The sequence below is a fragment of the Variovorax sp. LjRoot290 genome, assembly GCF_964253985.1.
Classification (GTDB): domain Bacteria; phylum Pseudomonadota; class Gammaproteobacteria; order Burkholderiales; family Burkholderiaceae_C; genus Variovorax.
Genome location: NZ_CAXURW020000001.1, coordinates 3,811,766 through 3,838,693, shown reverse-complemented (window position 1 = coordinate 3,838,693; position 26,928 = coordinate 3,811,766). Strand labels below are relative to the sequence as shown.

Here is a 26,928-nt window from a genome sequence, read left to right as displayed (position 1 = left end):
CAGGGAACAAGGAACTGCATGAAGCCGATTTGGATAGTGGATGACGACCAATCGATCCGCTTCGTGCTGGAAAAGGCGCTGTTGCGCGAAGACCTGCCGACCCGCAGCTTCACCAATACGCGCGAGGTGCTGGCCGCGCTCGAAGCCGCGGCCGACGACGAGATGCAGGGCCCGCAGGTCCTGGTGAGCGACATCCGCATGCCGGGCGGCTCCGGCCTCGACCTGCTCGACAAGATCAAGGCCAAGCATCCCGGCCTGCCGGTCATCATCATGACCGCCTTCTCCGACCTCGACAGCGCCGTCTCGGCCTTCCAGGGCGGCGCCTTCGAATACCTGCCGAAGCCCTTCGACCTGCCGCGCGCGGTGGAACTGATCCGCCGCGCGGTCGACGAAAGCCAGCGCGAGGAAGTGTCCGAGGAACGGATGGCCGCTGCGCCCGAGATGCTGGGCCAGGCGCCGGCGATGCAGGACGTGTTCCGCGCGATCGGGCGCCTGTCGCAAAGCAACGTGACGGTGCTGATCACCGGCGAATCCGGTTCCGGCAAGGAGCTGGTGGCGCGCGCGCTGCACAAGCATTCGCCGCGCGCCAGCGGCCCCTTCGTGGCGATCAACACCGCCGCCATTCCGAAAGACCTCCTCGAAAGCGAGCTCTTCGGCCACGAGCGCGGCGCCTTCACCGGTGCGCAGACCATGCGCCGCGGACGCTTCGAACAGGCCGAAGGCGGCACCCTGTTCCTCGACGAGATCGGCGACATGCCCTTCGACCTGCAGACGCGCCTTCTGCGCGTGCTGAGCGACGGCCATTTCTACCGCGTCGGCGGCCACAACTCGGTCAAGGCCAACGTGCGCGTGATCGCGGCCACCCACCAGGACCTGGAACAGCGCGTCAAGATCGGCGGCTTTCGCGAAGACCTGTTCCACCGACTCAACGTCATCCGGCTGCGGCTGCCGGCCCTGCGCGAGCGCGGCGAAGACATCCCCGCGCTCACGCGGCACTTCCTGCAGCAGAGCGCCAAGCAGCTCGGCGTCGAGCCCAAGCGCATCTCCGATGCGGCGCTCGCGCAGCTCGCGACCTTCTCTTTTCCCGGCAACGTGCGGCAGCTGGAGAACATTTGCCACTGGCTGACGGTGATGGCGCCGGCACAGCTGATCGAAGCCAAGGACCTGCCGCCCGAGGTGATGGCCGGTGCTGCTGCTGCCGTTGCAGCGCCCGGTGCCTCCGCCGCTGCCGCTGCCGCCACAGCTGAACGCGAACCCGTTGCGGCGCCTTCCACGTCTGCTGCCGCGGTCTTGGCCTCGGCTTCCCCGACGCCATCCGCGCCCGCTGCCGGCGCTGCGCCGGTCGGTTCGGGCTCGTGGGAGGCCGGGCTCGAACAGGAGGCCCAGAGCCTGCTGGCGGCCGGGCGCAACGACGTCTGGGACGTGCTGTCGCGCCGTTTCGAGTCGCGCCTGATCCTCACGGCGCTGGCCAACACGCGCGGCCGCCGCATCGAGGCCGCGCAGAAGCTCGGCATCGGCCGCAACACGATCACGCGCAAGATCCAGGAGCTCGGCCTGGAATAGCGAGTGGCGCCGGCGCTCAGCGGCTGCGCTGCCCGAGGGTCAGCGTATCGAGCTGGAACTGGCCGCTCCTGTCCCAGAGCCAGGTGTCGACGTAGGTGTGCGCACCCAGCTTGCCTGGGGCCGGCAGGGGCGAGGCCTCGCGGATCAGCTCTGCGATCTTTCCGCTCACCTCCGGCGCATGGCTCGGGGTGCGGCTGAAGTGCACGCCCGTGACGCGCCCGCTGCTGTCGACTTCGGTTTCGGTCACCACCACCGCATACACCAGCGGCGGAATCTTCCCCTTGTAGATGCGCTGGGGGTACTTGTTGTAGATGTGCCGGGCGCCGATCTTGCGGTAGGCGCGCACGGCCGGCGTCTGCACGGTGATGAGCCGCGCGGTCGGCACCTTTTCCGATGGCTGCGAGGGTTGTTCCGCGGGGGCTTTGGCGCCGGGGGAGGGCACTTCGTCGGTGGCGCTCGGCTTCAGCGCCGAGCAGGCGGAAAGGCCGAGCACGGCCGCGAGCAGGGCGAGGTGGAGGATCCGTTTCATGCGTTGAGCTCCAGGGTTACAGGTGCGTGGTCGCTGGGCTTGTCCCACTTGCGCGGCACGCGGTCGATCGTGCAGCCCTTTGCATGCGGCACCAGCGGCTCGCTCACCAGGATGTGATCGATGCGCAGCCCCCGGTTTTTCTGGTAGCCCAGCATGCGGTAGTCCCACCACGAGTAGCTCTTCTCGGGCTGCTCGAAGAGGCGGAAGCTGTCGGCGAGGCCGAGCCCCAGCAGAGCCTTGAAATGGTCGCGCTCCTCGGTCGTGTGATGAATGGTCTCGGCCAGCCCGACGGGGTCGAAGCTGTCGCGGTCCTCCGGCGCGATGTTGAAGTCGCCGAGCAGCACCAGCCTCGGATGCGCCGCGAGCTCCTCGCGCAGCCACTCGCGCATGGCGCGCAGCCAGCTCATCTTGTAGGCGAACTTCTCGGTGCCCGGCGCCTGGCCGTTGACGAAGTAGCCGTTGACGACGCGCAGCTCGCCGGCCGGCGTGTCGATGGTGGCACTGATCACGCGCGAATGATCGTCGGCAAAGCCACCGATGTTCTTCGCGATATCGCGCACCGGAGCGAGGCTCAGGATCGCGACGCCGTTGTAGGTTTTCTGGCCGAACACCGCCGCGTGATAGCCGGCCGACTGCAGCACTTCGAGCGGGAACTTGTCGTCGCTCATCTTCAGTTCCTGCAGGCACAGCACGTCGACCGGGTTGGCGATCAGCCAGTCGAGCACGTGCTGCAGGCGAGCTGTGAGGGAATTGACGTTCCAGGTGGCAATTTTCATAAATTGCGCAAGGGTACCTGAGTTAGGGATCGCCCATGCCCGCGACAGCGCTGGTACGCGCTTCTAGTTCGTTGGACTTGTCAAAGATCGCATCTGCGCCGACCGCCAATCAGACCAAGGTGCCTGCCGCTCATTTCTTCATGGCCTTGATGTCGGCCTTGCCCTTCGCCTGTTCCGACTGGGCCTGCTTCACGCACGCAGTCTTGGCATCGCCCTTCTGGTCATCGCATTTCTCCTTGGCGACGCTGTAGGTGGCCTCCACCTTGGCCTCGGCCACCTTGCGCGCATTGCCGTCGCTGGGCTTGCGCTGCTGGTCGAACTCGGCCTTGGCGACCTTTTCCTTGCCCTTGGCTTCCGCGATGCAGACGTCCTTGGCGTTGTCCTTCATGGCGTCGCACAGCGCCTTGGCAGCCTTGTAGTCGGCTGCGATCTTGTCGCGGGCGGCCTTGTATTCGGCGTCGACCGGATCGATCTTCCCCGGTGGCGAGGGAGTCAGCTGTGCGCTGGCCTGGACGGCAAACAGGCACAACGATGCAATGGTGAACATCGACAGAAGCTTTTTCATGGTGTCTCCTCGTCGCTATCCAGACAGGGTGCAGAGGGCTGATGCTGCGGCGTGCCTGCATGAGGTCCGGCGTCAACAGCAATGTAGAAATCGACGGGTCCCGCAAAGGTAGGACGCTCCGTGGAGCGATCGTAGGTACATGCCGACGCGAGACTTGTCTTCATCGACCTTGACGACGTTGCTCGATTCGGTGCTCAGGCCATTTCCGGTGTCTCGGGGACTTGCTCATGTCGTACTTTCCTAGAGCGGACGGTTGAGATGGCTGAGGAACCAATCGCGCGCCAGCGCGGAAACAGCGCCGAGCGCGTCGGGCTCTTCGAACAGGTGGGTCGCGCCTGGCACGATCGCAAGCCGCTTCTGGCTGTGCAGCAACGCGAGCGCTTGCCGATTCAAATCGATCACCGCCCCGTCGTTGCCGCCGACGATCAGCCACGCGACTCGGCGTTGCGAACGGGCTGGGTCCCGATCGGAACTTCATCCGGCCGCCGGGGTTTGTGTCACCGCGCCGTGTGGCGTGAAGTTTCGGCTTCGTGCAGGATCAGGTGTCGGCAAAGCGGTCGAATAACACACCCCGCAGCCACTGGTTGCCCGGATCGCGGTGGAAGCGCGCATGCCAGAACGCGTTGATCGCGATCTGCGGCAGCGCCACCGGGTGCGTGCGCCAGACCAGCCCGAAGGGCTCGGCGATGCTTTGCGCCAGGCGCTCGGGCACGGTGGCGATCATCGGCGTGGAGCGCAGGATGTGGCCGATGGCCACGAAATGCGGCACCGTGAGCCGGATGCGCCGCGCGACGCCCTGCGCGGCCATCAGCTCGTCGACCTGGCCGTGGCCGGTGCCCGCGGCCTTGACCAGCAGGTGCTCGGCGGCGCAGAAATCCTTCAGCGTCAGCTTCGGCTTGGTCGCGAGCGCATGCGTGGCGCTGAAGAGGCACACGTAGCGCTGCTTGAACAGCCGGCGCTGGAAGATGCTGGCCTTCAACTGCGGCAAGAGGCCGATCGCGATGTCCACCTGACCGGCCTCCATGGCATCGCGCAGGTTGACGGCGGTGTTGCGCACGGTGCTGATGGTCACGCCCGGCGCAGCGCGCGACAGCACCTCCATGAGCACCGGCGCGAAATAGATCTCGCCGATGTCCGTCATCGCGAGCGTGAAGCTGCGCGTGCTGGTGGCCGGATCGAAGACGGTCTGTTGATTGAGCGCGCCGTGCAGCGTGCCCATCGCGTAGGCCACGGGCTCCGCGAGCTGCAGCGCGAAGGGCGTGGGTTCCATGCCGCGCGCGGTGCGCAGGAACAGCTCGTCGCCGAAAGCCCGGCGCAGACGCGCCAGCGCATTGCTGATGGCAGGCTGCGAGAGGCCGAGCGATTCCGCCACGGCCGAGACGCGCTTCTCGGCCAGCATCCGGTCGAAGACCAGCAGCAGGTTGAGGTCGATGTCCCGAAGCTCCATGCCGCACCTTTATTCACAACGGTGATTCGATGAATTCACGAGATTCTATTGGCCAATGTGAGAAGGATGCCGATGATCGGCGCCATGGAACTGCATATCCGCCCCTTCGCACGCACCATCGAGGTCCGCCCGGGCGCGAACCTGTTGGAGGTGCTGCGCGAGCACCAGGTGCCGGTCTCCTACAGTTGCATGGCCGGGCGCTGCGGCACCTGCCGCTGCAAGGTGGTCGAAGGGCGGGTGCTGGACGCAGGGCAGGGGCAGGACGCGATGCGGCCCGAGGGCCTGCGCGAAAGCCATGTGCTGGCCTGCCAGAGCACACTGACCGAGAACTGCACCATCGAGATTCCCGAGCCTGACGAAGTGGTCGTGCACCCGGCGCGCATCGTCAAGGCCACTATTGCGGAGATCGAGACGCTCACGCACGACATCCGCCGGCTGCGCCTGAAGCCGGCCAAGCCCTTGTCGTTCTCGCCGGGCCAGTACGCCCAGCTGCAGTTCGCGCCCGAGCATGTGCGGCCTTATTCGATGGCCCGGCTCAGCGGCGACGCGGAGCTGGAGTTCCACGTGCGGCGCGTGCCCGGCGGCCGCGTGACCGACTATGTGTTCGAGCAACTGAAGCCCGGCGACGCGGTCCGTGTCAGCGGCCCGATGGGCGCCGCCTACCTTCGCACGCGGCACACCGGCCCGATCCTGTGCGCGGCCGGCGGCACGGGGCTGGCGCCCGTGCTCGCCATCGTGCGCGGCGCCATCGAGGCCGGCATGCCCAACCCGATCCACCTCTATTTCGGCGTGCGATCGGACGCCGACGTCTACGGCCTCGAAGAATTGCGCGAGCTCCAGGCGCTGCATGCGGGACTCAAGGTGCACGTGGTCGGCGTGTCGGGCGCGATGCGCCCGGGCTCGCGCCAGGGGCTGATCACCGACGCCATCCGGTCCGACTGGCCCGGCGGCTTCGAGGGCTGGCGCGCCTACCTCTGCGGCTCGCCCCCGATGGTGGAGGCGGTCACGCTGCTGCTCAAGGACCGCGGCCTGGCCGCAGAGAAGATCCATGCCGATGCCTTCTACATGCAGGGCACCTGAGACAGAGAAAGCGAGAAAAGGAGACTCCCATGACCACCCCCCAATCCATCGTATTCCCCGAGAAGATCCACTGGGAATCGGAGAAGACCAGCCGCATTCCCTTCATGGCCTACATCGGCGAGGACCAGCACAAGAAGGAGCTGGAGCGCTTTTTCTACAACAAGCACTGGTGCTACGTCGGCCTGGAAGCCGAGATCCCCAACGCCGGCGACTTCAAGCGCACCGCGATCGGCGAGCGCTCGGTGATCATGGTGCGCGATGCCGAAGGCGGCATCAACGTGGTGGAGAACGTCTGCGCCCATCGCGGCATGCGCTTCTGCCGCGAGCGGCAGGGCAATCGCAAGGAATTCGTCTGCCCCTACCACCAGTGGAACTACACACTCAAGGGCGACCTGCAGGGCGTGCCCTTCCGGCGCGGCGTCAAGCAGGACGGCAAGGTCAACGGCGGCATGCCGGCCGACTTCAAGCCTGAAGAGAACAGCCTCAACAAGCTCAAGGTGGCCACGCGCGGCGGCGTGGTGTTCGCCTCCTTCGACCACGAAGTGGAGTCGCTGGAAGACTTCATGGGGCCGGCCATCCTGCATTACTTCGACCGCCTGTTCGACGGCCGCAAGCTCAAGATCCTCGGCTACAACCGCCAGCGCATTCCGGGCAACTGGAAGCTGATGCAGGAGAACATCAAGGACCCGTACCACCCGGGCTTGCTGCACACCTGGTTCGTCACCTTCGGCCTCTGGCGCGCGGACAACAAGTCCGAACTCAAGATGGATGCGCACGGCCGTCACGCCGCGATGATCTCGACGCGCGGCAGCGCGGGCAAGGCCGCGCAGGTCACGCAGGTGTCCAGCTTCAAGGAGAGTATGCAACTCAAGGACCCGCGCTTCCTCGACATCGTGCCCGAGCCCTGGTGGGGCGGCCCGACCGCGGTGATGACCACGCTGTTCCCGAGCGTGATCTTGCAGCAGCAAGTGAACAGCGTGTCGACGCGCCACATCCAGCCGGTGGGCCACGATGCCTTCGATTTCGTCTGGACGCACTTCGGCTTCGAGGACGACAGCGAGGAGATGCAGCAGCGGCGCCTGCGCCAGGCCAACCTGTTCGGGCCGGCCGGTTTTGTCTCGGCCGACGACGGCGAGGTCATCGAGTTCTCGCAGCAGGGCTTCGAGCAGAAGCCTTATCACCGCACGCTGGCCGAGCTCGGCGGGCGCGAGGTGGAAGACACCGATCACATGGTGACCGAGACGTTGATTCGCGGCATGTACAAGTACTGGCGCAAGGTGATGGAGGCATGACCATGGCGCCGCATGACTACTTCGAGCTGAGCCAACTCTACGCCGACTACGCACGTGCCGTTGACTCGGGCAACTGGGATTTGTGGCCCGCCTTCTTCATCGACGAGTGCAGCTACCGCCTGCAGCCGCGCGAGAACCACGAGCGCGGCCTGCCGCTCGCCACCTTGTCCTTCGAGAGCAAAGGCATGCTGGAAGACCGCGTCTACGGCATTCGCGAGACGCTGTTTCACGACCCCTACTACCAGCGCCATGTAGTAGGCCTGCCGCTGGTGCATGGTGTCGACGAGGACGGCACGATCCGCAGCGAAGCCAACTACGCCGTGTTCCGCACCAAGCTCAGCGAACTCTCCACCGTCTTCAACGTGGGCCGCTACATCGACACGGTCGTGCGGCGGCCCGAAGGCCTGAAGTTCGCTTCACGCCTCGTCGTCTACGACAGCGAAATGATCCCGAACTCCATCATCTATCCGATCTGAGACGAGGCCCACGAGGATGAACATGAGCACTACTTCCTGGATCGACGCCGCCGCCGTCGACGAACTGCCGGCCGACGACGTGTTGGGCATCGAGGTCGAGGGCCGCGACCTCGCGCTCTACAGCGTGGACGGCGAGGTCTTCGCGACGAGCAACACCTGCACGCACGGCCAGGCCCGCCTGTGCGACGGCTTTCTCGAAGGCCACGAGATTGAGTGCCCCTTGCACCAGGGCAAATTCGACGTGCGCACCGGCAAGGCGATGTGCGCGCCGCTCACCGAGGACCTGCGCAGCTATCCGGTGAAGATCGAGGCCGGGCGCGTGTACGTCGCGCTCGCCGAGATCGAATGGGCGCCGTGATGTGCGGAGAGCGGTTGCCGGCCTTCAGGGCCGTTCGAGCGTGACGAAGGCGTAGGGCAGGCCGTTGGCCGCGATGTGCGACTCGCGTGCGGTCTCGCGCCAGGACACGTCGAAACGCGGCGCCCAGGCGTCGCCTTCGTAGTCGCGCCCGATCTCGGTCACGAGGGCGCGCTGCGCCAGCGGCTCGGCCTCGGCATAGATCTGTGCGCCGCCGATCACCCAGACCTCGGGCAACTGCTCGTCTTCGCAGCGGATCAAGGCCTCGCGCAGGCTGCCGGCACGCTCTGCGCCGTCGCTCTGCCAATCCGCCTGGCGCGTGATCACGATGTTGCGGCGGCCCGGCAGCGGGCGGAAGCGCGGCGGCAGCGAGTCCCAGGTCTTGCGGCCCATGATCACCGGCGCGCCGGCGGTCTGTTGCTTGAAGTGCGCCATGTCCTCGGGCAGATGCCAGGGCATCACGCCGTCGCGGCCGATCACGCCGTTGGCGGCGCGTGCGAGGATCAGGTTGATGCGCGTCATGGTTCAGACGGCCACGGGCGCCTTGATGGCCGGGTGATGCTGATAGTCGACGACCTCGAAGTCCTCGTATTCGTAGTCGAAGATCGAGGCCGGCTTGCGCTTGATGACCAGCGTCGGGTAGGGGTAGGGCGTGCGGCTCAGCTGCAGCGCCACCTGCTCGGCATGGTTGCTGTAGATGTGGCAGTCGCCGCCGGTCCAGACGAAATCGCCCACGTCCAGATCGCATTGCTGCGCGATCATGTGCGTGAGCAGCGCGTAGCTCGCGATGTTGAAGGGCACGCCGAGAAAGATGTCGGCGCTGCGCTGATAGAGCTGGCACGACAGGCGGCCCCGTCCTGAGCCTGTCGAAGGAGCCACATAGAACTGGAAGAAGGCATGGCAGGGCATCAGCGCCATCTTCGAGAGCTCGGCCACGTTCCATGCGCTCACGATGATGCGGCGCGAATCCGGGTTGGTCTTGAGCGTGTCGATCACCTGCTGGATCTGGTCGATGTGGCCGCCGTCCGGGGTCGGCCAGCTGCGCCACTGAACGCCGTAGACCGGGCCCAGGTCGCCGTCCTCGCGCGCCCATTCGTCCCAGATGGTGACGCCGCGCTCCTTCAGCCAGTTGTTGTTGCTGGAGCCGGTCAGGAACCACAGCAGCTCCTGGATGATGGACTTGAGATGCACCTTCTTCGTGGTGACCAGCGGAAAGCCTTCGTTCAGGTCGAAGCGCATCTGGTGGCCGAACACGCTCTTGGTGCCGGTGCCCGTGCGGTCGCTCTTGTGCACGCCGGTCATGTCGACGTGGCGCATGAAGTCTTCGTATTGGGAGCGGATGGGGCGGGTGGTCATGTCAGTAGCCTGCAAACAGGGTATCCAGGGCGTCTTGGATTTCGAGTTGTCTATCGGCGAGGTTGGCGACGGGGCGGCGCAGATCGCTGATCGGCACGGCGCCGATCGAAGCCGTGTCCATGATCACCGCCTTGCCTGCCACCTCGAGCTCCGGATTCAGGTTCCGGACGCGGGCGGTGAACCTGCCGCGTATATAGAGAGGCACCACCACGCGTGTTTCGAGGACATCCAGAAAGCCGTTCTGAACGTCGAGCATGAATGGAATTGTCGTGCGGTCTGCGGGATCGGGATTGGCGTAGACGTCGAAGCGAGCCATCTCAGCCTTTTTTGCCATCGCCGAGGCTGCGTGCAAAACTGCGGTACTTGGCCAATGGCAGACCCTCCTTCGCAATCCGCGCGTTGTAGGCCTCCATGGCTTCCTTGTTCTCCGCAGCCCACTTTTCCCAATAGCGGCGTTTGACTTCTTCGGCAAGCAAACCGTCCACCGTCTGCGAGACGTTCATACCCAACTCGCGCGCCATCTCGAGAACCTTGCTATTGAGCGACAGGTTGGTGGCTTTCTTGGGCGCGTTGTCGAAGCGAAGCATGGGGTTTTCCTTGCTCATGGAGTATGCGCATATTTTACGCGCACGCTTACTCTGCGCGAATCACCCGACCCGGATTCAGGATGTTCTGCGGGTCCAGCCCGCGCTTGATGGCGCGCATCATCTCGAGCGCCACCGGCGACTTGTGCTTTTCGAGCTTGTCGACCTTGAGCGAGCCGACGCCGTGCTCGGCCGAGAAGGAGCCGTCGAACTTCTCGACCGCGTCGTAGACCAGCGTGTTGATGCGCTCTTCGTGCTCGCGCAGGAAGGTGCCGTTGTCGCCGCCGGCCGGCGCCTGCACGTTGTAGTGCAGGTTGCCGTCGCCGAGGTGGCCGAAGTTCACCAGCCGTACGCCCGGTACCTCGCGTTCCAGCAGCGCGTCGGTCTCGGCCACGAAGGCCGGGATGCGCGACACCGGAATCGAGATGTCGTGCTTGATGTTGAGCCCTTCCTCGGCTTGCGCCAGCGGAATGCTTTCGCGGATGTGCCAGAGCTGATGTGCCTGCGTGAGGTTCTCGGCCACCACCGCGTCGCTGACGCAGCCGGCCTCGAAGGCGGTTTCGAGCAGTGCCTCGAAGCGGCCACGGGCATGGTCTTCGGATTCGTTGTCGGAGTTCTCGAGCAGCACGCAGTAGGGCGCCGCCGCATCGTCGATGAAGGGCACGCGCAACTGCGGCATGTGCTTGTCGACCAGGCTCAGCGCAAACTTGCCCATGACCTCGAAGCCCGTGAGCCCCGGGCCCAGGCGTTTGTGCGCCAGGCCGAGCAGCGTCACCGCATGTTCGAGTGAAGGCACGGCCGCCCAGGCGGTGAGCCGCGCGGCCGGCAGCGGGTAGAGCTTCAGGGTGGCGGCGGTGATGATGCCCAGCGTGCCTTCGCTGCCGATCATCAGGTCGCGCAGGTCGTAGCCGGTGTTGTCCTTGCGCAGGCCGCTGGTGCCTTCCCAGATGCCGCCCTGCGGCGTGACGACCTCGAGCCCCAGGCACAGCTCGCGCGCATTGCCGTAGCGCAGCACCTGCGTGCCACCCGCATTGGTCGCCAGGTTGCCGCCGATGGTGCAGCTGCCTTCGGCCGCCAGGCTCAGCGGGAACAGGAAGCCGGCCCTTTCGGCGGCTTCCTGCAGGGTCTGCAGCACGCAGCCGGCATCCACCGTCATCGTGAGGTTGGCGGCGTCGATGCCGCGGATCGCGTTCATGCGCTGCAGGCTCAACAGCACCTGGGTGCCGCTCTCGTCGGGGATCGAGCCGACCGCAAGCCCGGTGTTGCCGCCCTGCGGCACGATCGTCGTGCCGGCGGCCGCGCAGGCCTTGACCACCTCGGCCACCTGCTGCGTGCTGGCTGGCCGCACCACGGCCAAAGACTTGCCGCGCGAGCGCTTGCGCCAGTCCTGCTCGTAGGCGCTGAGGTCGCCCTCGGTCAGCACATGGGCGGCACCGACGATGGTGCGCAGCTTGTCGATCAACGATGCGCTCATGGCGCGGCTCCTTCCAGATTGCGGGCCCGCGCCGCGTGGCGCAGGCGAAGACGAACATGCCAGGCGCAGGCGGCGAAGAGCGCCAGGCACAGCGCCACCTCGATCAGCGCAAGGAACTGGCTCGTGCCGTCGGCGTCGCTCCAGGCGCGCACCACGCCTTCGGTGAAATAGAGCCAGACCATGAGGCTGACCCAGCGGTAGGTGTACATCCGGTTCTTGAGCAGGCCCGCGAGCGGCACCACGAGCGGCAACACCTTGAGCGCCAGCCAGGAGCCGCCCGGGCGAAGCGGCGCCAGCCACATTTCCCAGGCCAGGCCGAGCACGATCAGGCCGACCAGGCTGCCGACGGCGAGCCAGCGCGTGGCGGAAACGGAAGGAGGGGAGGCGTTGGGAGCGGTCACGGCAAGGGGAGATCGATCGGGCGGCGCCGGAGCGGCAGAGGACCCGATGGCATGATACCGGCCATGAATCGCCGGCAACTCTGGAGGGATCTTTCGCACTTTCCCTGGGGCAATACCGCCGCGGTGCTGGGCGAACGTTTTCGCGAGGACCGGCTGGGCCTCACGGCCAGCAGCCTGACCTTCACCACCACCATCGCGATGGTGCCTTTCTTCACCGTCGCGCTGGCGCTGTTCACGGTGTTCCCGATGTTCTCGGCCATGCAGGGCCGGGTGCAGCGCTGGCTGATCGAGAGCCTGATCCCGGACAACATCGCACGCCAGGTGCTGGGCTACCTCAACCAGTTCGCGAGCAAGGCCAGCGGCCTCGGCGTCGCCGGCCTGGTGCTGCTGCTGGTGACCGCCATCGCGCTGATCCTGACGATGGACAAGACGCTCAACAACATCTGGCGCGTGCGCACGCCTCGGCCCTTCGCGCAGCGGGTGCTGATCTACTGGGCCGCGATCACGCTCGGGCCGCTGGTGCTGGCCCTGAGCCTGAGCACCACGGCCTATGTCTTCTCGGTCTCGCGCGATGTGGTGGGCCGCGGCATGCTCAAGCTGGTGTTCGACACCTTCGAATTCGTGCTGCTCGCGGGCGGCATGGCCTCGCTCTACCACTACGTGCCCAACACCCACGTGAAATGGGTGCACGCCTGGGCCGGCGGCATCTTCGTGGCTGCCGCGATCGAGATCGCCAAGCGCGTCCTGGGCTACTACCTGAGCCTGGTGCCGACCTACTCGGTGCTCTATGGCGCCTTCGCCACCGTGCCGATCCTGCTGGTGTGGATCTATGTGGCCTGGGTCATCGTGCTGCTGGGCGCGGTGATCGCGGCCTACTTGCCCAGCCTGCTGACCGGCGTCGCGCGACGCGGCGGCACGGCCGGCTGGCCGCTCCAGCTTGCGGTGGAAACGCTGCAGCAGCTGGCGCGCGCGCAGACGTCGCCGGCCAAGGGGTTGGGCGCGGCCGAGCTGGTGGCGCGCATGAAGGTCGACGCCCTGCAGCTCGCGCCGGTGCTGGAAACGCTGGTTGCGCTCGACTGGATCGGGCCGCTGGCCGAGGAGCCGGCCAACGAGGATCCGCGCTACGTGCTGCTGGCCGACCCCCGCAGTACGCGGCTCGAACCTTTGCTTAAGGAATTGCTGATGCCGCAGGCGCCGGCCCTCGATAACCTGTGGCAGAAAGGTCCCTTGCGGACGTTGCTGCTGCAGGATGTGCTTCCGTATCGATAATGGCATCGCTTTCCGTTCCACCCTCATTCATTCGACCTTGAACGATTCCACAGTTCCCGCGAGGCTGGCCCTGGCCGACGATGCCCTGTGGGTGGTCTGCCTGTGCGCCGAATGGTGCGGCGCCTGCCGCGAGTACCGGCCGCTGTTCGAGCAGGTGGCGCGCGCGCATCCGCAGTTCCGCTTTGCCTGGGTCGACATCGAAGACCACGCCGACCTGGCCGACGACTTCGACGTCGAGACCTTCCCGACCATCCTGGTGGCGGGCGAGTCTGGCACCCGCTTCCTCGGCCCGCTGCTGCCGCATGCCGAAACGCTGGCGCGCATGCTCGGCGCGTTGCAGCCGGGGCACGCGTCGGCCGCCGAGGTTTCAACCCTGCTCCGCGCACTGGCGCGCGAGCCCGATACCTTCTGCGTCGGCTAGCGCCATGAACGTCCTGCTCTTCGGCGCGACCGGCATGGTGGGCCAGGGCGTGTTGCGCGAATGCCTGCTCGACGCCGGCGTGTCGCGGGTGCTGAGCGTCGGGCGCAGCACGACCGGGCAGACCCATCCGAAGCTGCGCGAACTGATCGTGGCGGACCTCTTCGACTTGAGCGCCGTCCGGGAACAGCTCACGGGCTTCGATGCCTGTTTCTTCTGCCTCGGCGTCTCGTCGGCGGGCATGAGCGAAGAGGCCTATCGGCACGTCACCTACGAGCTCACGCTTGCCGCCGCCAAGGTGCTGGTGCGGCTCAATCCGCAGATGACCTTCGTCTATGTGTCCGGCGCCGGCACCGACAGCAGCGAGCGCGGCTCCAGCATGTGGGCGCGCGTCAAGGGCGCGACCGAGAACGCACTGATGCGCCTGCCTTTCAAGGCCGCCTACATGTTCCGCCCCGGCTTCATCCAGCCCTTGCACGGCGTGCGTTCCAAGGTGGCGCTCTACCGCTGGATCTACGTGCTGGCCAGCCCGATCTTCGGCCTGATCAAGCGTCTGGCGCCGCGCCACGTGACCACCAGCGAACAGGTGGGCCGCGCGATGCTGGTCGTCGCCCGGCGCGGCGCGCCCACGCCGCTGGTCGAAACCGCGGACATCAACGCGCTGCGCTGAGAAAGTCCCGCAGCGCGAACAGCACCTCGTCCGGCGCTTCCGACATCAGCTGGTGGCCGGCCCTGACGGTGAGCACCTGGGCCCGGGGCGCTTTCGCGCTCAGCGCACGGGTCGCGCGCGCCGGCGTCATCTGGTCCGCGTCGCCGAGCAGGAACAGGATCGGGCACTGCACGGCCGCGATCGCCGCTTCGCCGTTCGCATAATCGTTGCAGGCCTTGAAGCCGATGTGGAACACGTTGGCGTCGCGGTTGCTGGCCAGCACCCGCCGCATCAGCGCGCGCGAACCGCCGTAGAGCCAGGTACCCGGGCCCAGCGAGGACGGTGGCGGCGCCAGCAGCGAATGCGAGAAGGTGTTGACCATGTCGATCGCGCGCTGCGGATCGTTCAGTGCACCGTCGAGCAGCGCGGGTGACACGGTCATCGGGTAGGCCGTGCCGACCAGCGTCAGGTGCGTGACCCGCTCCGGCGCGCGCGCAGCCGCTTCGAGCGCGATCAGCGAACCGAAGCTGTGGCCGACCAGAGCTGCCTTGCCGATGCCGGCCGCATCGAGCAGCGCGACGACGAATTGCGCCGCCTCCTCGACGCTCGCGGGCGGCGGGCCCTCGCTCCTGCAATGCCCGGGCAAGTCGATCGCCAGCACGTTCCAGCCGTGGTTGGCGAACCAGCGGCTTTGCAGGATCCACACGCTGTGGTCGTTGAGCACGCCATGGATGAACACCACGCTGGGCTTCGCGGCATCGAAAGTCTTGCCGCCGGTGTAGCAGTAGCTGCGGTGACCGTTGACGAGCAGATCCATCACGCGCCTGCCTTTTCTGCGGCCTTCAAGGCACGCTTGAGATCGTCGATCAGGTCGGCCGGGTCCTCGAGCCCGATCGACAGACGGATCGTGCCCTGCGAAATGCCTGCGCCGGCCAGCGCCTCGTCGGTCATGCGGAAATGCGTGGTACTCGCCGGATGGATCACCAGGCTGCGGCAGTCGCCCACGTTCGCGAGATGGCTGAAGAGCTTCAGCGCCTCGATGAACTTCTTGCCCTGCTCGCGGTTGCCCTTGAGGTCGAAGCTGAAGACCGCGCCGGCGCCCTTGGCGCCGTGGCGCAGCAGCTTGGCCGCCAGCGCATGGCTCGGATGCGTTTCGAGCAGCGGATGCCCCACGTGCGCCACGAAGGGATGCGCCGCCAGGAACTCGACCACCTTCTGCGTGTTGTCGATGTGGCGTTCCATGCGCAGCGGCAGGGTCTCGATGCCCTGCAGGATCAGCCAGGCCGTGTGCGGGCTCATCGAGGCGCCGAAGTCGCGCAGCCCCTCGCGCCGAGCGCGCAAGAGGAAGGCGCCGACCGTGCTTTCCTCGCTGAAGACCATGTTGTGGAAGCCGTCGTAGGCCTGCGTCAGCTCGGCGAACTTGCCCGAGCGTTCCCAGTCGAAACTGCCGCCGTCGACCACCACGCCGCCGATCACGGTGCCGTGGCCCGAGAGGAACTTGGTGGCCGAGTGGTAGATCAGGTCGGCGCCCCAGTCGAAGGGCTTGATCAGGTAGGGCGAGGTCAGCGTGGAATCGACCAGCAGCGGCACGCCGGCCGCGTGCGCGATCTCGCTCACCGCCGGGATGTCGAGCACGTCGAGGCCCGGGTTGCCCACGGTCTCGCCGAACAGCAGCTTGGTCTCCGGCCGGATCGCGGCGCGCCAGCCGTCGAGGTCGCCCGGCTTCACGAAGGTGGTCTGGATGCCGAAGCGCCGCAGCGTGTAGTGCAAAAGGTTTTGCGAGCCGCCGTAGAGCGCGGTGCTCGCCACGATGTGCGAGCCTGCGCCCATCAGCGTCGCGATCGAGAGGTGCAGCGCGGCCTGGCCGCTGGCGGTCGCGATCGCACCGATGCCGCCTTCGAGCGCGGCCACGCGCTGTTCGAGCACCGCGTTGGTCGGGTTGCTTATGCGCGAGTAGACATGGCCCGCGCGTTCGAGGTTGAAGAGCGCGGCCGCGTGGTCGCTCGACTCGAAGACGAAGGAGGTGGTGAGGTGGATCGGCACCGCGCGTGCGCCGGTGGCGGGGTCGGGTGCGGCGCCGGCGTGCAGTGCCAGCGTATCGAAGCCGGGGTCGGAATAGCCGGGCATGGGAGCCTTTCGATGGTCGTTTCTGCAATGCCCCGTGGCGCGCGCAATGCCTGCGACGCCGACATGGGCCTGTGGACGGGCGGCCATTGTGGGCTATATTCAAATCGGCACGCCGCCGAGCAAGTGAGGAGCACCACGATGAAAGTCAGCGACATCCTGCGCGTGAAGGGCAACACGCTCTACACCGTCACGCCCGACGAACCCCTGTCCGATGCGGTCAACACCATGGCCGACAAGGACATCGGCTCGCTGGTGGTCATGGAGCATGGCGACCTGGTGGGCATGCTCACCTTCCGCGAAGTCATCGTCGCCATCGTCGGCAACGGCGGCCAGGTCGGCGGCACGCTGGTGCGCAAGGCGATGGACGACCATCCCGTCACCTGCACGGCCGAAACCGACCTCGACGAAATCCGCCGCATCATGCTCGAGCGCCATGCGCGCTATATGCCGGTGATGGACAAGCGCATGCTGATGGGCGTGATCAGCTTCTACGACGTCGCCAAGGCCGTGGTCGACAGCCAGAACTTCGAGAACAAGATGCTCAAAGCCTACATCCGCGACTGGCCGGCGGAAGACGAGTCCTCGTAGACCCTCACTCCTTGATGTTCGCCGCCTGCACGATCTTTTGATTGCGCGCGTACTCGGCGTGTACGAACTTGCCGAGTTCTTCAGCCGAACCGCTGCCCGGTAGCGCGCCTTGCTCCGTCAGCTTGGTGCGCACCTCGGGGTCCTTCAACACCGCATTGAGCTCTTGGTTGAGGCGGGTGACGATCGCCGGCGGCGTGTTGGCCGGCGCGAAGATGCCGGTCCAGCTCAGCATTGAATAGCCCTTGAGGCCCGGCATCTCGTCGAAGGCCGGCACGTTGGGCAGCGCGTCGAGACGCTTGTTGCCGGTCACGCCCAGCGCCTTCAGGCGGCCGCCGTTCACATGCGGGATCGCGCTGGTGCTGACCAGCATGGCCAGGTCGATCTGGTTGCCGATCACGTCGGTGGCGATCTGCGCGCCGCCGCGATAGGGCACATGGGTCACGTAGATGCCGCTCCTTTCCTTGAGCAGCTCCATCGCGAGCTGCAGCACCGTGCCTACGCCCGAGGTCGCGTAGTTGTACTTGCCCGGCGCGGCCTTGGCGAGCTTGACGAAGTCGGCGTAGCTCTGCGCCGGCAGGCCCGGCCGCGCGACCAGCACCATCGGCGCGGTGTTGAGCATGCCGACCGGCGCCAGGTCCTTCAGCGGGTCGAACTTGAAGGCGGCGGGGTTGATGAGCTTGCCGATCGCGATCGCGCTGTCCGGCCCCGCCACCAGCGTGTAGCCGTCGGGCGCCGCGTTGGCGGCCTTGGCTACGCCGATGGCGCCGCCGGCGCCGGTTACGTTCTCGATCACGACCGACTGCTTGAGCCGTTCGCCTAGCTTGGTGGCGACCAGGCGCGCATTGAAGTCCACGCTGCCGCCGGCAGAGTAGGGAACGATCAGCGTGATCGGCTTGGCGGCGGGCCATGCGGGCGCTTGGGCGAATGCCGCGCCGGGCAGCGCGGCCAGGAGCATCGAGGCGAGGAGCAGGGGCTTGGGTCTAGGCATGGTCAGTCTTCGGAAGTGATCTGGTCTTGCGGCAGCTGTGCGCGCAGCGCATCGAATTCGGCGCTCCATTGCACGCGCCATTCGCGGCGCGTCGTGTCGTCGATCCACGCGCCGTCGAGCCCGTTGTGCATGAAGCCGCGCAGATCGTCGAGGCCGAAGCCGAAGTCGCGCACCATCATTCCCCAGGCTTGCGTGGGCGTGACCTTGTGCAGCGTGGGGTCGTCGGTGTTGGGATGGATGCGCAGGCCCAGGCCGGGCATGCGGCGGATCGGATGGTCCAGCGCCCAGCGCTCGGGCGGCAGCGTGCGCAGGTAGTAGGAGTTGGTCGGCACCACGGTGAAGAGCACGCCGCGCTCGGCGCACTCGCGTGCGAACTCGGGCTGGTCGACCACCGTGTAGCCGTGGTCGATGCGGTCGACCTGCAACACGTCGAGCGCGGTGCGCACGTTGGTCCACGGCATGCCGAACTCGCCCGCGTGCGCGGTCGTCTTGAGGCCGGCGCGCCGCGCGTCGCGGTAGGCCTGCTGAAAGAGTTCGGGTGGCCGGTCGACCTCGCGGTAGTCGATGCCGATACCGATCACCTCCTCGCAGAGGTTGGCCGTGACCCAGCCGACCATCTCGACAGCAGCCTCGGGGCTGGCCTCGCGGTCGATGGCCGCGATCAGCCGGCCGGTGATGCCGAACTCGTCTTTTGCGTCATGGATGGCGCGCACGATGGCCTCTTGCGCGCTGCGGTAGGCGATGCCGGAGTCGCGCACCGTGCCGGTCGGGTTCCAGAAGAACTCGGCGTAGCGCACGTTGTGGGCCGCCGCGTCCTCGAGGTATTCGAAGGTGAGCCGGTGCAGGTCGTCGGGCACGCGCACCAGCCGCGCATCGAGCGCGCGCAGCACGCGAAGCACGCCGACCGGCTTCTCGCCGCGCGTGTAGAAGCCTTCGATCTCTTCATCGGCCAGCGGCCGCCCGGCGCGGCGATTGAGCGCCGCGAAGCTGTCGTGCCGCACTGTGCCGAACAGGTGGCAATGCAGCTCGAGCTTCGGGATCGCATGCAGGAAGGCATCGAGCGGGGAGGCGGGCGCGGGCGTCATCCGGGCCAGTCTAGACCAGCACCAGCCAGTGGAGTCAGTGCACCTCGGCAGCCGTGTGGATCGCCTCGCGCACCCGCGGATAGATCTGCGCATTCCACTTGCTGCCGCTGAAGACGCCGTAGTGCCCCACGCCCGCCTGCAGGTGGTGGGTCTTGAGGTAGGGGCGCACGCCGGTGCAGAGGTCTTGCGCCGCCACCGTCTGGCCGACCGCGCAGATGTCGTCGCGCTCGCCTTCGACGGTCAGCAGTGCGGTGCGGCGGATGGCAGCGGGGTTGACCTTGCGCTCTCCCACGGTGAGCACGCCGCGCGGCAGGTCGTAGGTCTGGAACACGCGCTCCACCGTCTCCAGGTAGAACTCGGCCGGCAGGTCGTTCACCGCCAGGTACTCGTCGTAGAAATCGCGGATGGTGGCGGCCTTCTCGGTTTCTCCTTCGACCAGGTACTCGAAAAGCTTCTGGAACTGCTGCTTGTGGCGCTCCGGGTTCATGCTCATGAAGGCGGTGAGCTGCAGGAAGCCGGGGTAGACGCGCCGCATCATGCCTGCATGCGGCCAGGGCACGCGGCTGATCAGGTTGCGTTCGAACCAGCCGATCGGGCGCTCGTTCGCAAGCTTGTTGACGGCCGTCGGGTTGATGCGGCAATCGACCGGCCCGGCCATCAAGGTGAGGCTGCGCGGCGTGGACGGGTTGTCGTCCTCGGCCATCAGCGCGGTGGCCGCCAGCGCCGCCACGCAGGGCTGGCAGACCGCAACCATGTGCACGCCGGGTCCGACGGCCTCGAGAAACTTGATGAGCTGCAGCGTGTAGTCGTCCAGGCCGAAGCCGCCATGCCAGAGCGGCACGTCGCGGGCGTTGTGCCAATCGGTCAAATAGACGTCGTGGTCCCGCAGCAAGGTGCGCACGGTTTCGCGCAGCAGGGTCGCGAAATGGCCCGAAAGTGGTGCGGCCAGCAGCACCGGCGGATGCACCGCGCTGGTGTTCTTGCGGAAGTGAAGCAAGGTGCCGAAGGGCGCGACCAGCGCAACCTCTTCATGCACGGCCACTTCTTCGCCGTCGACCGTCACGCTCTGGATGCCATAGGCCGGCCGCGTGTGGGTGAGCCGCATGCGCGAGTAGACCTCCATGGCGGCGGCGATGCGCCGCGCCGCGCTGCGCTGCGAATTCTGCTGCCACAGGGAACTGCCGAGGTACTGCGCCGCGAGCCGCGATGGCGAAAGCAGGTCGGCGCTGGTTTGGTAGGCCCTGTACAACATATATACCTCTCGCAGGCAATTTGCGGGCCAAGGCGCGCGCCGGGGTGGGTGCGACATGCACTGTTCTGGCACAGGCCTTGCACACGCTGCAGGGCCTATCCCGGCAGCCGAGGAGCGTCCCCATGGCGAGCAGCAAACCCGTTCTCACGATCAGCAGCAAGAACTACGGCGCATGGGCGCTGCGCGGCTGGCTGATGTGCCGGCTGGCGGGGCTGGACTTCGTCGAGAAGGTGATCCCGCCCGACGACCCGGCCATGAAGGCCGAGATGCTGCTGCTGTCGGCCTCGATGCTGGTGCCCTCGCTGCAGCACGGCAGTGTGAAGGTCTGGGACACGCTCGCGATCGGCGAATACCTGAACGAGATCAAGCCCAAGGCCGGGTTGCTGCCGGCCGACATCAAGGCCCGCGCCCACTGCCGCGCGATCTGCGGCGAGATGCATTCGGGCTTCGGCTCGATGCGCGGCGCCTTGCCGATGAACATCAAGGCCAGGTTTCCCAACTTCAAGATCTGGTCGCGCGCGCAGACCGACATCGATCGCATCGCCCTGATCTGGCGCGAGTGCCTCAAGGCCTACGACGGCCCCTTCCTGTTCGGCAAGGAGCCCGGCATGGCGGACGCGATGTACGCACCGGTGGTCACCCGCTTCATGACCTACGACGTCGCGCTCGACCGCGCCTGCGCCGCCTACTGCAAGCGGATCGTCGAACTGCCGGCCATGCAGGAGTGGATCGAGGCGGCCAAGCTGGAGCCCGAGGAGATCGACGAGCTCGACGCGGAGTTCTGAGCAGGATCACGCGGAAGGCGCTTCGCTGCGCGCCTTGTAGAAGCGCAGGATGTGCTCGGAGAAATCACCCAGCAGGAAGTGCGCGACCCGGTCCGCATACCAGTTGAAGCGCGTGCTGACGCGCCAGGACACGTCGATGCGCAGCTCGGTGCCGCCATCGCGCGGCGAGAGCGTATAGGCCGAATCGCGCAGGTCGAAATAGTGGCCGCCGATCACCACGTGGTCGTCGAGCGCGCCGGCGGGAAAGGAGTCGGGCGCGAAGCGGTAGCGCCACTTCACGCGCCGCGACGGTTCCCATTCGGTGATGAGCTCGTCGAAGTGCACGTCCTTCTGCCAGCGCACTTTGCGTACCCGGCCTTCGGGGCTTTCCTCGGTTCGTCCTTCCATGGGCATCGGCACGCCGATCCGGTAGGCCCAGGCATCGCCGACTTCGTCCGGCCGGATGTCGCGCGCATCGTTGAGCGATTGCCAGACCCGCTCGGCCGGCGCTGCGATGAAGATCGTGCGCGAGGTGCTCGAGAGCTGCTGGGGATCGGGCAGCGAGGGCTCGATCGCGCCGAGCAGCAGTGGCAAGGCCGCGATGCCGTAGAGCGTCGGCCGCGGCCAGTCGGTGACGCGGCAGACCACGCCCATCATCAGGCCGCCCAGGCTGCCCATGAGCGCGAACAGCGGCACGATGACGATGGCGCAGATCAGGCCCTCGATGTAGATCATCAGCGTGCCGCCCACGAACAGCGCCGTGGCGCACCACGGCGCCCAGAGGTAGTACCAGAAGCTGCGCCGGCGGCTGCGCTCGGCGAGATAAACCGTGACCGCGCCGCAGAGCACCGGTGCCAGATAGATGAAGCTGCCGAGCATGGCCGAGTAGCGTTGGCCCGGCGAGCCGCTGAAGGCCAGGCGCATGACCAGGGCCGCGGCCGCGCCCCCGAACAGCGGCAGGAGCCAATGGAAGGGCAGCTCGACCGCCGGCGGTGCGGCGACGTGGTGAGTGCTTCGCTGGTGCGCCGGATCTGCCTCCTCGCTCATGCGCGGCCCGCCTCGCTCGCGTCGCGCACGGCGGTCACCATGCAGTAGTCGAAGTCGCGCCAGAACAGGCCCAGCGCGAGGGCGCAATAGCTGGCGACGATGTGCTTGCGGCGCCAGGGCGAGAGGCGGCCGCGCGCCTTCCAGAGCTCGGCCAGCGTGAAGCGCGTGGCGAGCACAGGAATGTGCAGCGCGCTCGGTGCCACGCGCCAGCGCAGCGACTTCACTTCGACTTGCGCGAAGCCGTGGCTCTGGAGCGTTGCGGCGAAGTCGTCGCGCGTGGCCAGCGTGGGCACGGCCCAGCTGTCGGCCCAGAGCCGGTGCAGCCAGCCGGCGATGCGGCCGGGCTGGCGGCGCAGCAGGAAACCGTCGATCACCACCAGCCGCGCGCCGGGCTTGAGCAGGCGCGCGGCTTCGGCGACGAAGTCGGCCTTGGTGGCGCCGCTCGCATAGCAGGCGCTCTCGACCGCCCAGGCGCCGTCGGCCTGCGCGGTGGGCAGCCCGGTGCGGGTGTAGTCGGCCTCGACGTGCGCTACGCGGTCGGCCACGCCGGCGCCGGCATCGAGCCGGGCCGCGATCGTGTTCTGCACCGCCACGTTGGTCACGGTCACCGCATAGAGCTTGGGGTGCTCCATGGCCAGCGTGCGCGCGGTGGCGCCGGCACCGCAACCGAGGTCGACCACGCAGGCCGGCCGTGCGGCGTCGAGCTGCAGCGCGCGGCCCACGGCGCGGTTCATCTCGACCAGCATGCCCTCGCGCCGCAACGGATTCAGCCCTGCGCGCCAGAAGCCGAAGTGCATGTTGTAGCCCGGGCTCCAAGCGCGGTAGTCGTCGGCGACCTCGGTGAAGTAGTCCTGCGTGTCGCTCGGCGTCACGGGGGCATGCGAGGGCGCGGCAGGTGCCGGCAGCGCGATGCGTTGCGGGAGGGTGTCGCTCATGAAGTGCTTTCCTGAAGTTGATTCACAAGGTGTCGGCGAAATCGCGCAGGTCGCGCGGCTCGGTGCCCAGCCAGCCGCGCAGCGGCGCATTGCTCGCGACGTTGTCGAGCTCGAGCATCACGCGGGTGTCGGTGCACCACGGCACGCCGGGTACGAAGTCGCCGGCGCGCGAACTCAGCACGCCCACCCATGCAGGCAGGCGCAGCACGCGGGCCGGCTTCGGCGCACCGCCGCGCCGCGCGCTGCGCAAGGTGGCGATCAGCTCGGCCAGCGTCATCGCGCGTGCCCCGCCGAACTCCACCACGCCGCGGGAGGGCGAGGCCGGGTCGGCCAGCACCGCCACGGCACGTGCGAGATCCTCGACATAGACCGGCTGCAACTTGGCAGCGAGCGCGGGGGCGGGCATCGCCAGCACAGGCAGTGCGGCCAGCGTGTGGAACAGCTTGGTCGCATCGCCGCCCTGGCCGAGCACGACCGAGGGCCGCAGCGCGATCCACGAGGGGCCGCCGGCGGGCAGGGCTTGCAGTACAGCTTCGGCGGCGCGCTTGGTGCGCGCGTACTGGGTCGGGTTGTCCTTGTCGTTGCGGCCGATGCCCAGCGCCGAGATCTGGACGATGCGGCGCACGCCGGCCTGCGCGCAGGCTTGGAAGAGCGCGGCCGGCGTGTCGGTGTGCACCGCCTGCATCGGCCGGCGCGCGCTGTCGCGCAGCACGCCGACGGCGTTGATCACCGTGTCGAAGCCCGCCAGGCGCGGCAGCCAGGTCGCGGCATCGGTGTCGCGCGAGTAGTCGATCGGCAGGTGGGGCAGGTCGGTGCGCAGGCGCGTTGCGCTGCCGCAGGTCACCTGGTGTCCCGCCTTCAGCACCGCGGCGGCGATGCGGCTGCCGATGAAACCGTTGGCACCGCAGACGAGGATGTTCGATGAAGTGGTCATGGCGCTACTCCGGGTCTGAGTTCTTCTCGATGCTTCAGTCAAAACAGAAATAAACACGCAAAAAAATGTCAGAGCATGGGCAGGCTGGCATGGTGCGCGTCAGGATCGTCCTTGCCGCGGTTCGCATCGCCGCGCACGAACTTCTGCACGCTTGCGCCCAGCGTCAGCACCTTGTCGAGGGTGCCGGGCGACAGCCGCAGCATCTCGTCGGCCCAGGTGCCCAGCTTGGCCATGAGTTCCATGGTGGAGCGGATGCGGTCCTGCGCGTCGGCCGGCTCCTTGCCGAAGTCGGGGCTGGCGATGATCTCGCGCAGCACCCGCACGGTGGGGTCGAACTCGCGCTCCTTGCGCTCGCGCACCACGGTGCGGAACAGCTCCCACACGTCGACGCTGGTCTCGAAGTAGTCGCGACGGTCGCCCAGTACGTGGGTCACGCGCACCAGGTTCCAGGCCTGCAGTTCCTTCAAGCTGTTGCTCACGTTGGAGCGGGCCACGTTGAGCGTTTCGGAAAGCTCCTCGGCATGCAGCGGCTTGCCATGGGCGAAGAGCAGGGCGTGGATCTGCGACACGGTGCGATTGACACCCCACAGGGAGCCCATCTCGCCCCAGTGAAGCACGAATTTGCGTTGGATTTCGGTCAGTTGCATGGTGTGGCCTTGCAATCGAGTTTATGGTTTTCGAAATTTCTGTCAATAAAGAAATGAAAGTCTGATGCAGCGCTGGCCAATTGGTGGAATACTGTATGTTCATAGGGGGTATCCATTTAGCTCCAGTTTGACTAGGATTACTGGATGGATATCCATATATTAGTCCCCAAGGCGGGAGAAGACTACCCGGTCAACTGGAACCAGTTCCTGGACTGGTTCGCCACCGAAGAGGCCTGTCTTGGCTACCTGGAGCGGCTGCGCTGGCCGCAAGGTTTCGTGTGTCCGCGCTGCGGGGTGGCCGCTGAGCCCTATCGCTCCAGCCGCGCACGGCTGATGTGCCGAAGCTGCTCGACCCAGAGCACGGTGACCGCGGGCACCATCTTCGAGAAGACCCGCACGCCGCTGCGGGTGTGGCTGGCCGCCGCCTGGTACGTCACCAACCAGAAGCATGGCGTCAGCGCGCTCGGACTGCAGCGCGTGCTCGGCCTGGGCAGCTACCAGACGGCCTGGGCGATGCTGCACCGCCTGCGCCGGGCGATGGTGCGGCCCGAGCGCGAACGGCTCAGCGGAATCGTGGAGGTCGACGAGACGTATCTGGCCCTCAGCGATCGCGAGCAGCCTGTCGCCCGCGGGCGGGGCAAGGGTCGAAAAAGCCAGACGCACCAGACACTTGTAGTCATCGCCGTGGAGCTGCACGAGCCCAAGGGCTTCGGCCGGCTGCGGCTCGAGCGCATCCAGAACGACTCGACCGAGCAGGTCATCCCCTTCGTGCTGGCCAACATCGAGCCTGGCTCACAGGTGCGCACCGACGGCTCGTCCGCCTACCGCGATCTCGCGGATCTGGGCTATGTGCACCAGCGCACTGTCCATCTGGGCTCCGACGTTCCCGCGCACGTCTCCATGGTCGGCGTTCACCGCGTGGCCGCACTGGTCAAGCGCTGGGTGCTGGGCACGCACCAGGGCGCCGTGCAGCCGGCGCACCTGGACGCCTATCTCGACGAATTCGTCTTTCGCTTCAATCGCCGGGCCTCGCGCTCGCAAGGGCTGCTGTTCTACCGGCTGCTCGAGCAGGCCGTCGTCACAGATCCACTGACCTATCGCGGTGTCGTGGACAACATCCCCAAATCGGCGGAAGTGGCGTAGATTACTGGATGGGCATCCATATATCTCTGGGCGCTGGAGCTAAATGGATACCCCATATGTTCATACAGTTTCCAAGAGGCATTTCACCATGGCCGATGTTTTCATTCCCGTCCATGCCCTCAAGGGCCGAGGCGCGGCCACCCGCCTGCCGCACCGCTTCGAGCGCGACGTGCGCGATGCCTACGACGACGGCTGGGGCACGCTCGAAGAAGGCGCGGCCGAGCCGCTGCCGCCGCTTCAAACAGAGGTGCGTTTCGAAGACGTGAAGTCGGTGTTGTGCGAGAACGATTCGCCAGACATCTACTTCGATCGGTCGATCAATCCGTATCGCGGCTGCGAGCACGGCTGCATCTACTGCTTCGCACGGCCCACGCACAGCTACCTGAACCTGTCGCCTGGCCTGGACTTCGAGACCAAGCTGATCGCCAAGCGCAACATCGTCGAGGTGCTGCGCGCCGAGCTCGGCCGCAAGAGCTACCGGCCCAGCCACATCGCGATCGGCACCGCCACCGATTGCTACCAGCCGATCGAGCGCGAGCTGCGGCTCACGCGTTCGGTGATCGAGCTCTTGAAGGAAACGCGCCATCCCTTCGGGCTGGTCACCAAGTCGAGCGCGGTCGAGCGCGACCTCGACTTGATCGCGCCGATGGCGGCCGAGCATCTGGCGGCGGTGTACGTGACCATCACCTCGCTCGACGGCGAACTCGCGCGCAAGCTGGAGCCGCGCGCCGCGGCGCCGCACCGGCGGCTGCGCACCGTGCGCACGCTGGCCGAGGCCGGCGTGCCGGTGGGTGTGAGCGTGGCACCGCAGATTCCCTTCGTCACCGAGGACATGGAGCAGGTGCTCGAAGCCGCGTGGGAGGCCGGTGCGCGCAGCGCCTTCTACACGGTGATCCGGCTGCCCTGGGAGGTGGCGCCGCTGTTCAAGCAGTGGCTGGAGCTGCACTACCCGCAGCGTGCGGGCCGCATCATGGCGCGCATCCACGAGATGCGCGGCGGCAGGGATTACGACGCCGACTTTGCCACGCGCATGGTGGGCAGCGGCCTGTGGGCCGACCTGATCCGCCAGCGCTTCGAGAAGGCGACCCGGCGCATCGGCTTCAACCGCGAGCGCATCGCGCTCGATCTCAGCGCGTTTCGGCCGCCCGGCGAAGCGGGACAGGGCAGTCTGTTCTAAAGTCGAT

The 26,928-nt window shown here is 66.9% G+C and carries 32 protein-coding genes; 12 read left to right on the top strand and 20 right to left on the bottom strand.

All coding sequences use genetic code 11. The features are described from left to right. Positions 1-18: 18 nt before the first annotated feature. The gene (ntrC, locus tag ACSQ9A_RS19070) at positions 19-1,563 is read left to right on the top strand and encodes a nitrogen regulation protein NR(I) (RefSeq protein ID WP_436304751.1); all 1,545 of its coding nucleotides are present in this window, start codon (positions 19-21) and stop codon (positions 1,561-1,563) included. Positions 1,564-1,579: 16 nt separating this feature from the next. Here the strand turns inward: ntrC and ACSQ9A_RS19065 are convergent, their stop codons facing one another. The 5 genes from ACSQ9A_RS19065 to ACSQ9A_RS19045 all read right to left on the bottom strand — a co-directional run bounded on the left by ACSQ9A_RS19065 (position 1,580) and on the right by ACSQ9A_RS19045 (position 4,880). Beyond that, positions 1,580-2,092, bottom strand: a complete 513-nt coding sequence (locus ACSQ9A_RS19065; RefSeq protein ID WP_093103131.1) for a hypothetical protein — start codon at positions 2,090-2,092, stop codon at positions 1,580-1,582. Continuing rightward, positions 2,089-2,868 carry an exodeoxyribonuclease III gene (gene xth, locus ACSQ9A_RS19060; RefSeq protein ID WP_436304750.1) on the bottom strand — a complete coding sequence of 260 codons (780 nt, stop codon included), beginning with the start codon at positions 2,866-2,868 and terminating at the stop codon, positions 2,089-2,091. The genes ACSQ9A_RS19065 and xth overlap by 4 nt, the downstream gene beginning before the upstream one ends. Positions 2,869-2,998: 130 nt before the next feature. Further along, the gene (locus ACSQ9A_RS19055) at positions 2,999-3,433 is read right to left on the bottom strand and encodes a hypothetical protein (RefSeq protein ID WP_436291017.1); all 435 of its coding nucleotides are present in this window, start codon (positions 3,431-3,433) and stop codon (positions 2,999-3,001) included. A gap of 240 nt (positions 3,434-3,673) precedes the next feature. Then, positions 3,674-3,835 (bottom strand): hypothetical protein, encoded by a 162-nt coding sequence (locus ACSQ9A_RS19050; RefSeq protein WP_436304748.1) that lies wholly within the window; start codon positions 3,833-3,835, stop codon positions 3,674-3,676. 136 nt (positions 3,836-3,971) lie between these two features. Beyond that, positions 3,972-4,880, bottom strand: a complete 909-nt coding sequence (locus ACSQ9A_RS19045; RefSeq protein ID WP_436291019.1) for a LysR family transcriptional regulator — start codon at positions 4,878-4,880, stop codon at positions 3,972-3,974. Between the two features lie 84 nt (positions 4,881-4,964). Here ACSQ9A_RS19045 and ACSQ9A_RS19040 point away from each other — a divergent pair, with 84 nt between their 5' ends. From ACSQ9A_RS19040 to ACSQ9A_RS19025, 4 genes are read left to right on the top strand one after another with little or no spacing between them, the layout of a single operon-like run. Further along, positions 4,965-5,960: a 2Fe-2S iron-sulfur cluster-binding protein gene (locus tag ACSQ9A_RS19040; protein ID WP_093103280.1), complete on the top strand. Its 996-nt coding sequence runs from the start codon at positions 4,965-4,967 to the stop codon at positions 5,958-5,960. A 29-nt stretch (positions 5,961-5,989) separates the two neighbouring features. Then, on the top strand, positions 5,990-7,252 hold the full coding sequence (locus ACSQ9A_RS19035; RefSeq protein ID WP_093103137.1) for an aromatic ring-hydroxylating dioxygenase subunit alpha: 1,263 nt from the start codon (positions 5,990-5,992) through the stop codon (positions 7,250-7,252). A 2-nt stretch (positions 7,253-7,254) separates the two neighbouring features. Further along, positions 7,255-7,728: an aromatic-ring-hydroxylating dioxygenase subunit beta gene (locus ACSQ9A_RS19030; RefSeq protein WP_093103138.1), complete on the top strand. Its 474-nt coding sequence runs from the start codon at positions 7,255-7,257 to the stop codon at positions 7,726-7,728. 22 nt (positions 7,729-7,750) lie between these two features. Next, positions 7,751-8,086, top strand: a complete 336-nt coding sequence (locus tag ACSQ9A_RS19025; RefSeq protein WP_436304746.1) for a non-heme iron oxygenase ferredoxin subunit — start codon at positions 7,751-7,753, stop codon at positions 8,084-8,086. A 24-nt stretch (positions 8,087-8,110) separates the two neighbouring features. Here the strand turns inward: ACSQ9A_RS19025 and ACSQ9A_RS19020 are convergent, their stop codons facing one another. Genes ACSQ9A_RS19020 through ACSQ9A_RS18995 form a run of 6 tightly spaced genes read right to left on the bottom strand, consistent with a single transcriptional unit; the run spans position 8,111 to position 11,898 of the window. Further along, a complete protein-coding gene (locus ACSQ9A_RS19020; RefSeq protein WP_093103141.1) occupies positions 8,111-8,605 on the bottom strand; it encodes a dihydrofolate reductase in 495 nt (164 codons plus the stop codon). 3 nt (positions 8,606-8,608) lie between these two features. Next, positions 8,609-9,439 carry a thymidylate synthase gene (locus tag ACSQ9A_RS19015; RefSeq protein WP_093103143.1) on the bottom strand — a complete coding sequence of 277 codons (831 nt, stop codon included), beginning with the start codon at positions 9,437-9,439 and terminating at the stop codon, positions 8,609-8,611. Between the two features lies 1 nt (position 9,440). Next, the gene (locus ACSQ9A_RS19010; RefSeq protein WP_436304745.1) at positions 9,441-9,755 is read right to left on the bottom strand and encodes a CcdB family protein; all 315 of its coding nucleotides are present in this window, start codon (positions 9,753-9,755) and stop codon (positions 9,441-9,443) included. Position 9,756: 1 nt separating this feature from the next. Next, positions 9,757-10,044, bottom strand: coding sequence for a type II toxin-antitoxin system CcdA family antitoxin (locus tag ACSQ9A_RS19005; protein ID WP_436304744.1), 288 nt, complete (start codon positions 10,042-10,044; stop codon positions 9,757-9,759). Between the two features lie 28 nt (positions 10,045-10,072). Further along, on the bottom strand, positions 10,073-11,497 hold the full coding sequence (locus ACSQ9A_RS19000; RefSeq protein WP_436304743.1) for an FAD-binding oxidoreductase: 1,425 nt from the start codon (positions 11,495-11,497) through the stop codon (positions 10,073-10,075). Further along, positions 11,494-11,898 carry a DUF2069 domain-containing protein gene (locus ACSQ9A_RS18995; protein WP_436304742.1) on the bottom strand — a complete coding sequence of 135 codons (405 nt, stop codon included), beginning with the start codon at positions 11,896-11,898 and terminating at the stop codon, positions 11,494-11,496. The genes ACSQ9A_RS19000 and ACSQ9A_RS18995 overlap by 4 nt, the downstream gene beginning before the upstream one ends. A gap of 51 nt (positions 11,899-11,949) precedes the next feature. On the opposite strand from ACSQ9A_RS18995, the gene ACSQ9A_RS18990 reads away from it, so the two are divergent. Genes ACSQ9A_RS18990 through ACSQ9A_RS18980 form a run of 3 tightly spaced genes read left to right on the top strand, consistent with a single transcriptional unit; the run spans position 11,950 to position 14,255 of the window. Beyond that, positions 11,950-13,167: a YihY family inner membrane protein gene (locus tag ACSQ9A_RS18990; protein WP_093103151.1), complete on the top strand. Its 1,218-nt coding sequence runs from the start codon at positions 11,950-11,952 to the stop codon at positions 13,165-13,167. A gap of 37 nt (positions 13,168-13,204) precedes the next feature. Next, positions 13,205-13,588 carry a thioredoxin family protein gene (locus ACSQ9A_RS18985; RefSeq protein WP_436304741.1) on the top strand — a complete coding sequence of 128 codons (384 nt, stop codon included), beginning with the start codon at positions 13,205-13,207 and terminating at the stop codon, positions 13,586-13,588. A gap of 4 nt (positions 13,589-13,592) precedes the next feature. Then, positions 13,593-14,255, top strand: a complete 663-nt coding sequence (locus tag ACSQ9A_RS18980) for an NAD-dependent epimerase/dehydratase family protein (protein WP_436304740.1) — start codon at positions 13,593-13,595, stop codon at positions 14,253-14,255. Here ACSQ9A_RS18980 and ACSQ9A_RS18975 read toward each other — a convergent pair. Next, complete coding sequence (locus ACSQ9A_RS18975; protein WP_436304739.1) at positions 14,239-15,051, bottom strand: alpha/beta fold hydrolase; 813 nt, start codon at positions 15,049-15,051, stop codon at positions 14,239-14,241. The genes ACSQ9A_RS18980 and ACSQ9A_RS18975 overlap by 17 nt on opposite strands. Continuing rightward, on the bottom strand, positions 15,051-16,361 hold the full coding sequence (locus tag ACSQ9A_RS18970; RefSeq protein ID WP_093103158.1) for an O-acetylhomoserine aminocarboxypropyltransferase: 1,311 nt from the start codon (positions 16,359-16,361) through the stop codon (positions 15,051-15,053). Before ACSQ9A_RS18970 ends, ACSQ9A_RS18975 begins: the two co-directional genes overlap by 1 nt. A 138-nt stretch (positions 16,362-16,499) precedes the next feature. Between ACSQ9A_RS18970 and ACSQ9A_RS18965 the strand changes: the two genes are divergently transcribed. Continuing rightward, positions 16,500-16,949 carry a CBS domain-containing protein gene (locus tag ACSQ9A_RS18965; protein ID WP_093103159.1) on the top strand — a complete coding sequence of 150 codons (450 nt, stop codon included), beginning with the start codon at positions 16,500-16,502 and terminating at the stop codon, positions 16,947-16,949. A gap of 4 nt (positions 16,950-16,953) precedes the next feature. Here ACSQ9A_RS18965 and ACSQ9A_RS18960 read toward each other — a convergent pair whose 3' ends face one another. The 3 genes from ACSQ9A_RS18960 to ACSQ9A_RS18950 are packed head-to-tail and all read right to left on the bottom strand — an operon-like array spanning position 16,954 to position 20,274. Further along, positions 16,954-17,937, bottom strand: coding sequence for a Bug family tripartite tricarboxylate transporter substrate binding protein (locus tag ACSQ9A_RS18960; protein ID WP_436304738.1), 984 nt, complete (start codon positions 17,935-17,937; stop codon positions 16,954-16,956). Positions 17,938-17,939: 2 nt separating this feature from the next. Beyond that, entirely contained in the window at positions 17,940-19,022 is a 1,083-nt protein-coding gene (locus ACSQ9A_RS18955; protein WP_436304737.1) for an adenosine deaminase family protein, read from the bottom strand. A 34-nt stretch (positions 19,023-19,056) separates the two neighbouring features. After that, positions 19,057-20,274 carry a polyhydroxyalkanoate depolymerase gene (locus ACSQ9A_RS18950; protein ID WP_436304736.1) on the bottom strand — a complete coding sequence of 406 codons (1,218 nt, stop codon included), beginning with the start codon at positions 20,272-20,274 and terminating at the stop codon, positions 19,057-19,059. Positions 20,275-20,396: 122 nt separating this feature from the next. Between ACSQ9A_RS18950 and ACSQ9A_RS18945 the strand changes: the two genes are divergently transcribed. Then, a complete protein-coding gene (locus tag ACSQ9A_RS18945; RefSeq protein ID WP_436304735.1) occupies positions 20,397-21,059 on the top strand; it encodes a glutathione S-transferase in 663 nt (220 codons plus the stop codon). Positions 21,060-21,065: 6 nt separating this feature from the next. On the opposite strand, the gene ACSQ9A_RS18940 is transcribed toward ACSQ9A_RS18945, so the two are convergent. From ACSQ9A_RS18940 to ACSQ9A_RS18925, 4 genes are all read right to left on the bottom strand, one after another. Further along, on the bottom strand, positions 21,066-22,085 hold the full coding sequence (locus ACSQ9A_RS18940; RefSeq protein ID WP_436291027.1) for an SRPBCC domain-containing protein: 1,020 nt from the start codon (positions 22,083-22,085) through the stop codon (positions 21,066-21,068). After that, positions 22,082-23,020 (bottom strand): SAM-dependent methyltransferase, encoded by a 939-nt coding sequence (locus tag ACSQ9A_RS18935; RefSeq protein ID WP_436304734.1) that lies wholly within the window; start codon positions 23,018-23,020, stop codon positions 22,082-22,084. The genes ACSQ9A_RS18940 and ACSQ9A_RS18935 overlap by 4 nt, the downstream gene beginning before the upstream one ends. A gap of 22 nt (positions 23,021-23,042) precedes the next feature. After that, a complete protein-coding gene (locus tag ACSQ9A_RS18930; protein ID WP_436304733.1) occupies positions 23,043-23,954 on the bottom strand; it encodes an NAD-dependent epimerase/dehydratase family protein in 912 nt (303 codons plus the stop codon). Positions 23,955-24,022: 68 nt separating this feature from the next. After that, a complete protein-coding gene (locus tag ACSQ9A_RS18925) occupies positions 24,023-24,601 on the bottom strand; it encodes a GbsR/MarR family transcriptional regulator (RefSeq protein WP_436291030.1) in 579 nt (192 codons plus the stop codon). Between the two features lie 144 nt (positions 24,602-24,745). Between ACSQ9A_RS18925 and ACSQ9A_RS18920 the strand changes: the two genes are divergently transcribed. Beyond that, complete coding sequence (locus tag ACSQ9A_RS18920; protein ID WP_436304732.1) at positions 24,746-25,744, top strand: IS1595 family transposase; 999 nt, start codon at positions 24,746-24,748, stop codon at positions 25,742-25,744. An 88-nt stretch (positions 25,745-25,832) separates the two neighbouring features. After that, positions 25,833-26,921, top strand: coding sequence for a PA0069 family radical SAM protein (locus tag ACSQ9A_RS18915; RefSeq protein WP_093103171.1), 1,089 nt, complete (start codon positions 25,833-25,835; stop codon positions 26,919-26,921). Positions 26,922-26,928: the final 7 nt, after the last annotated feature.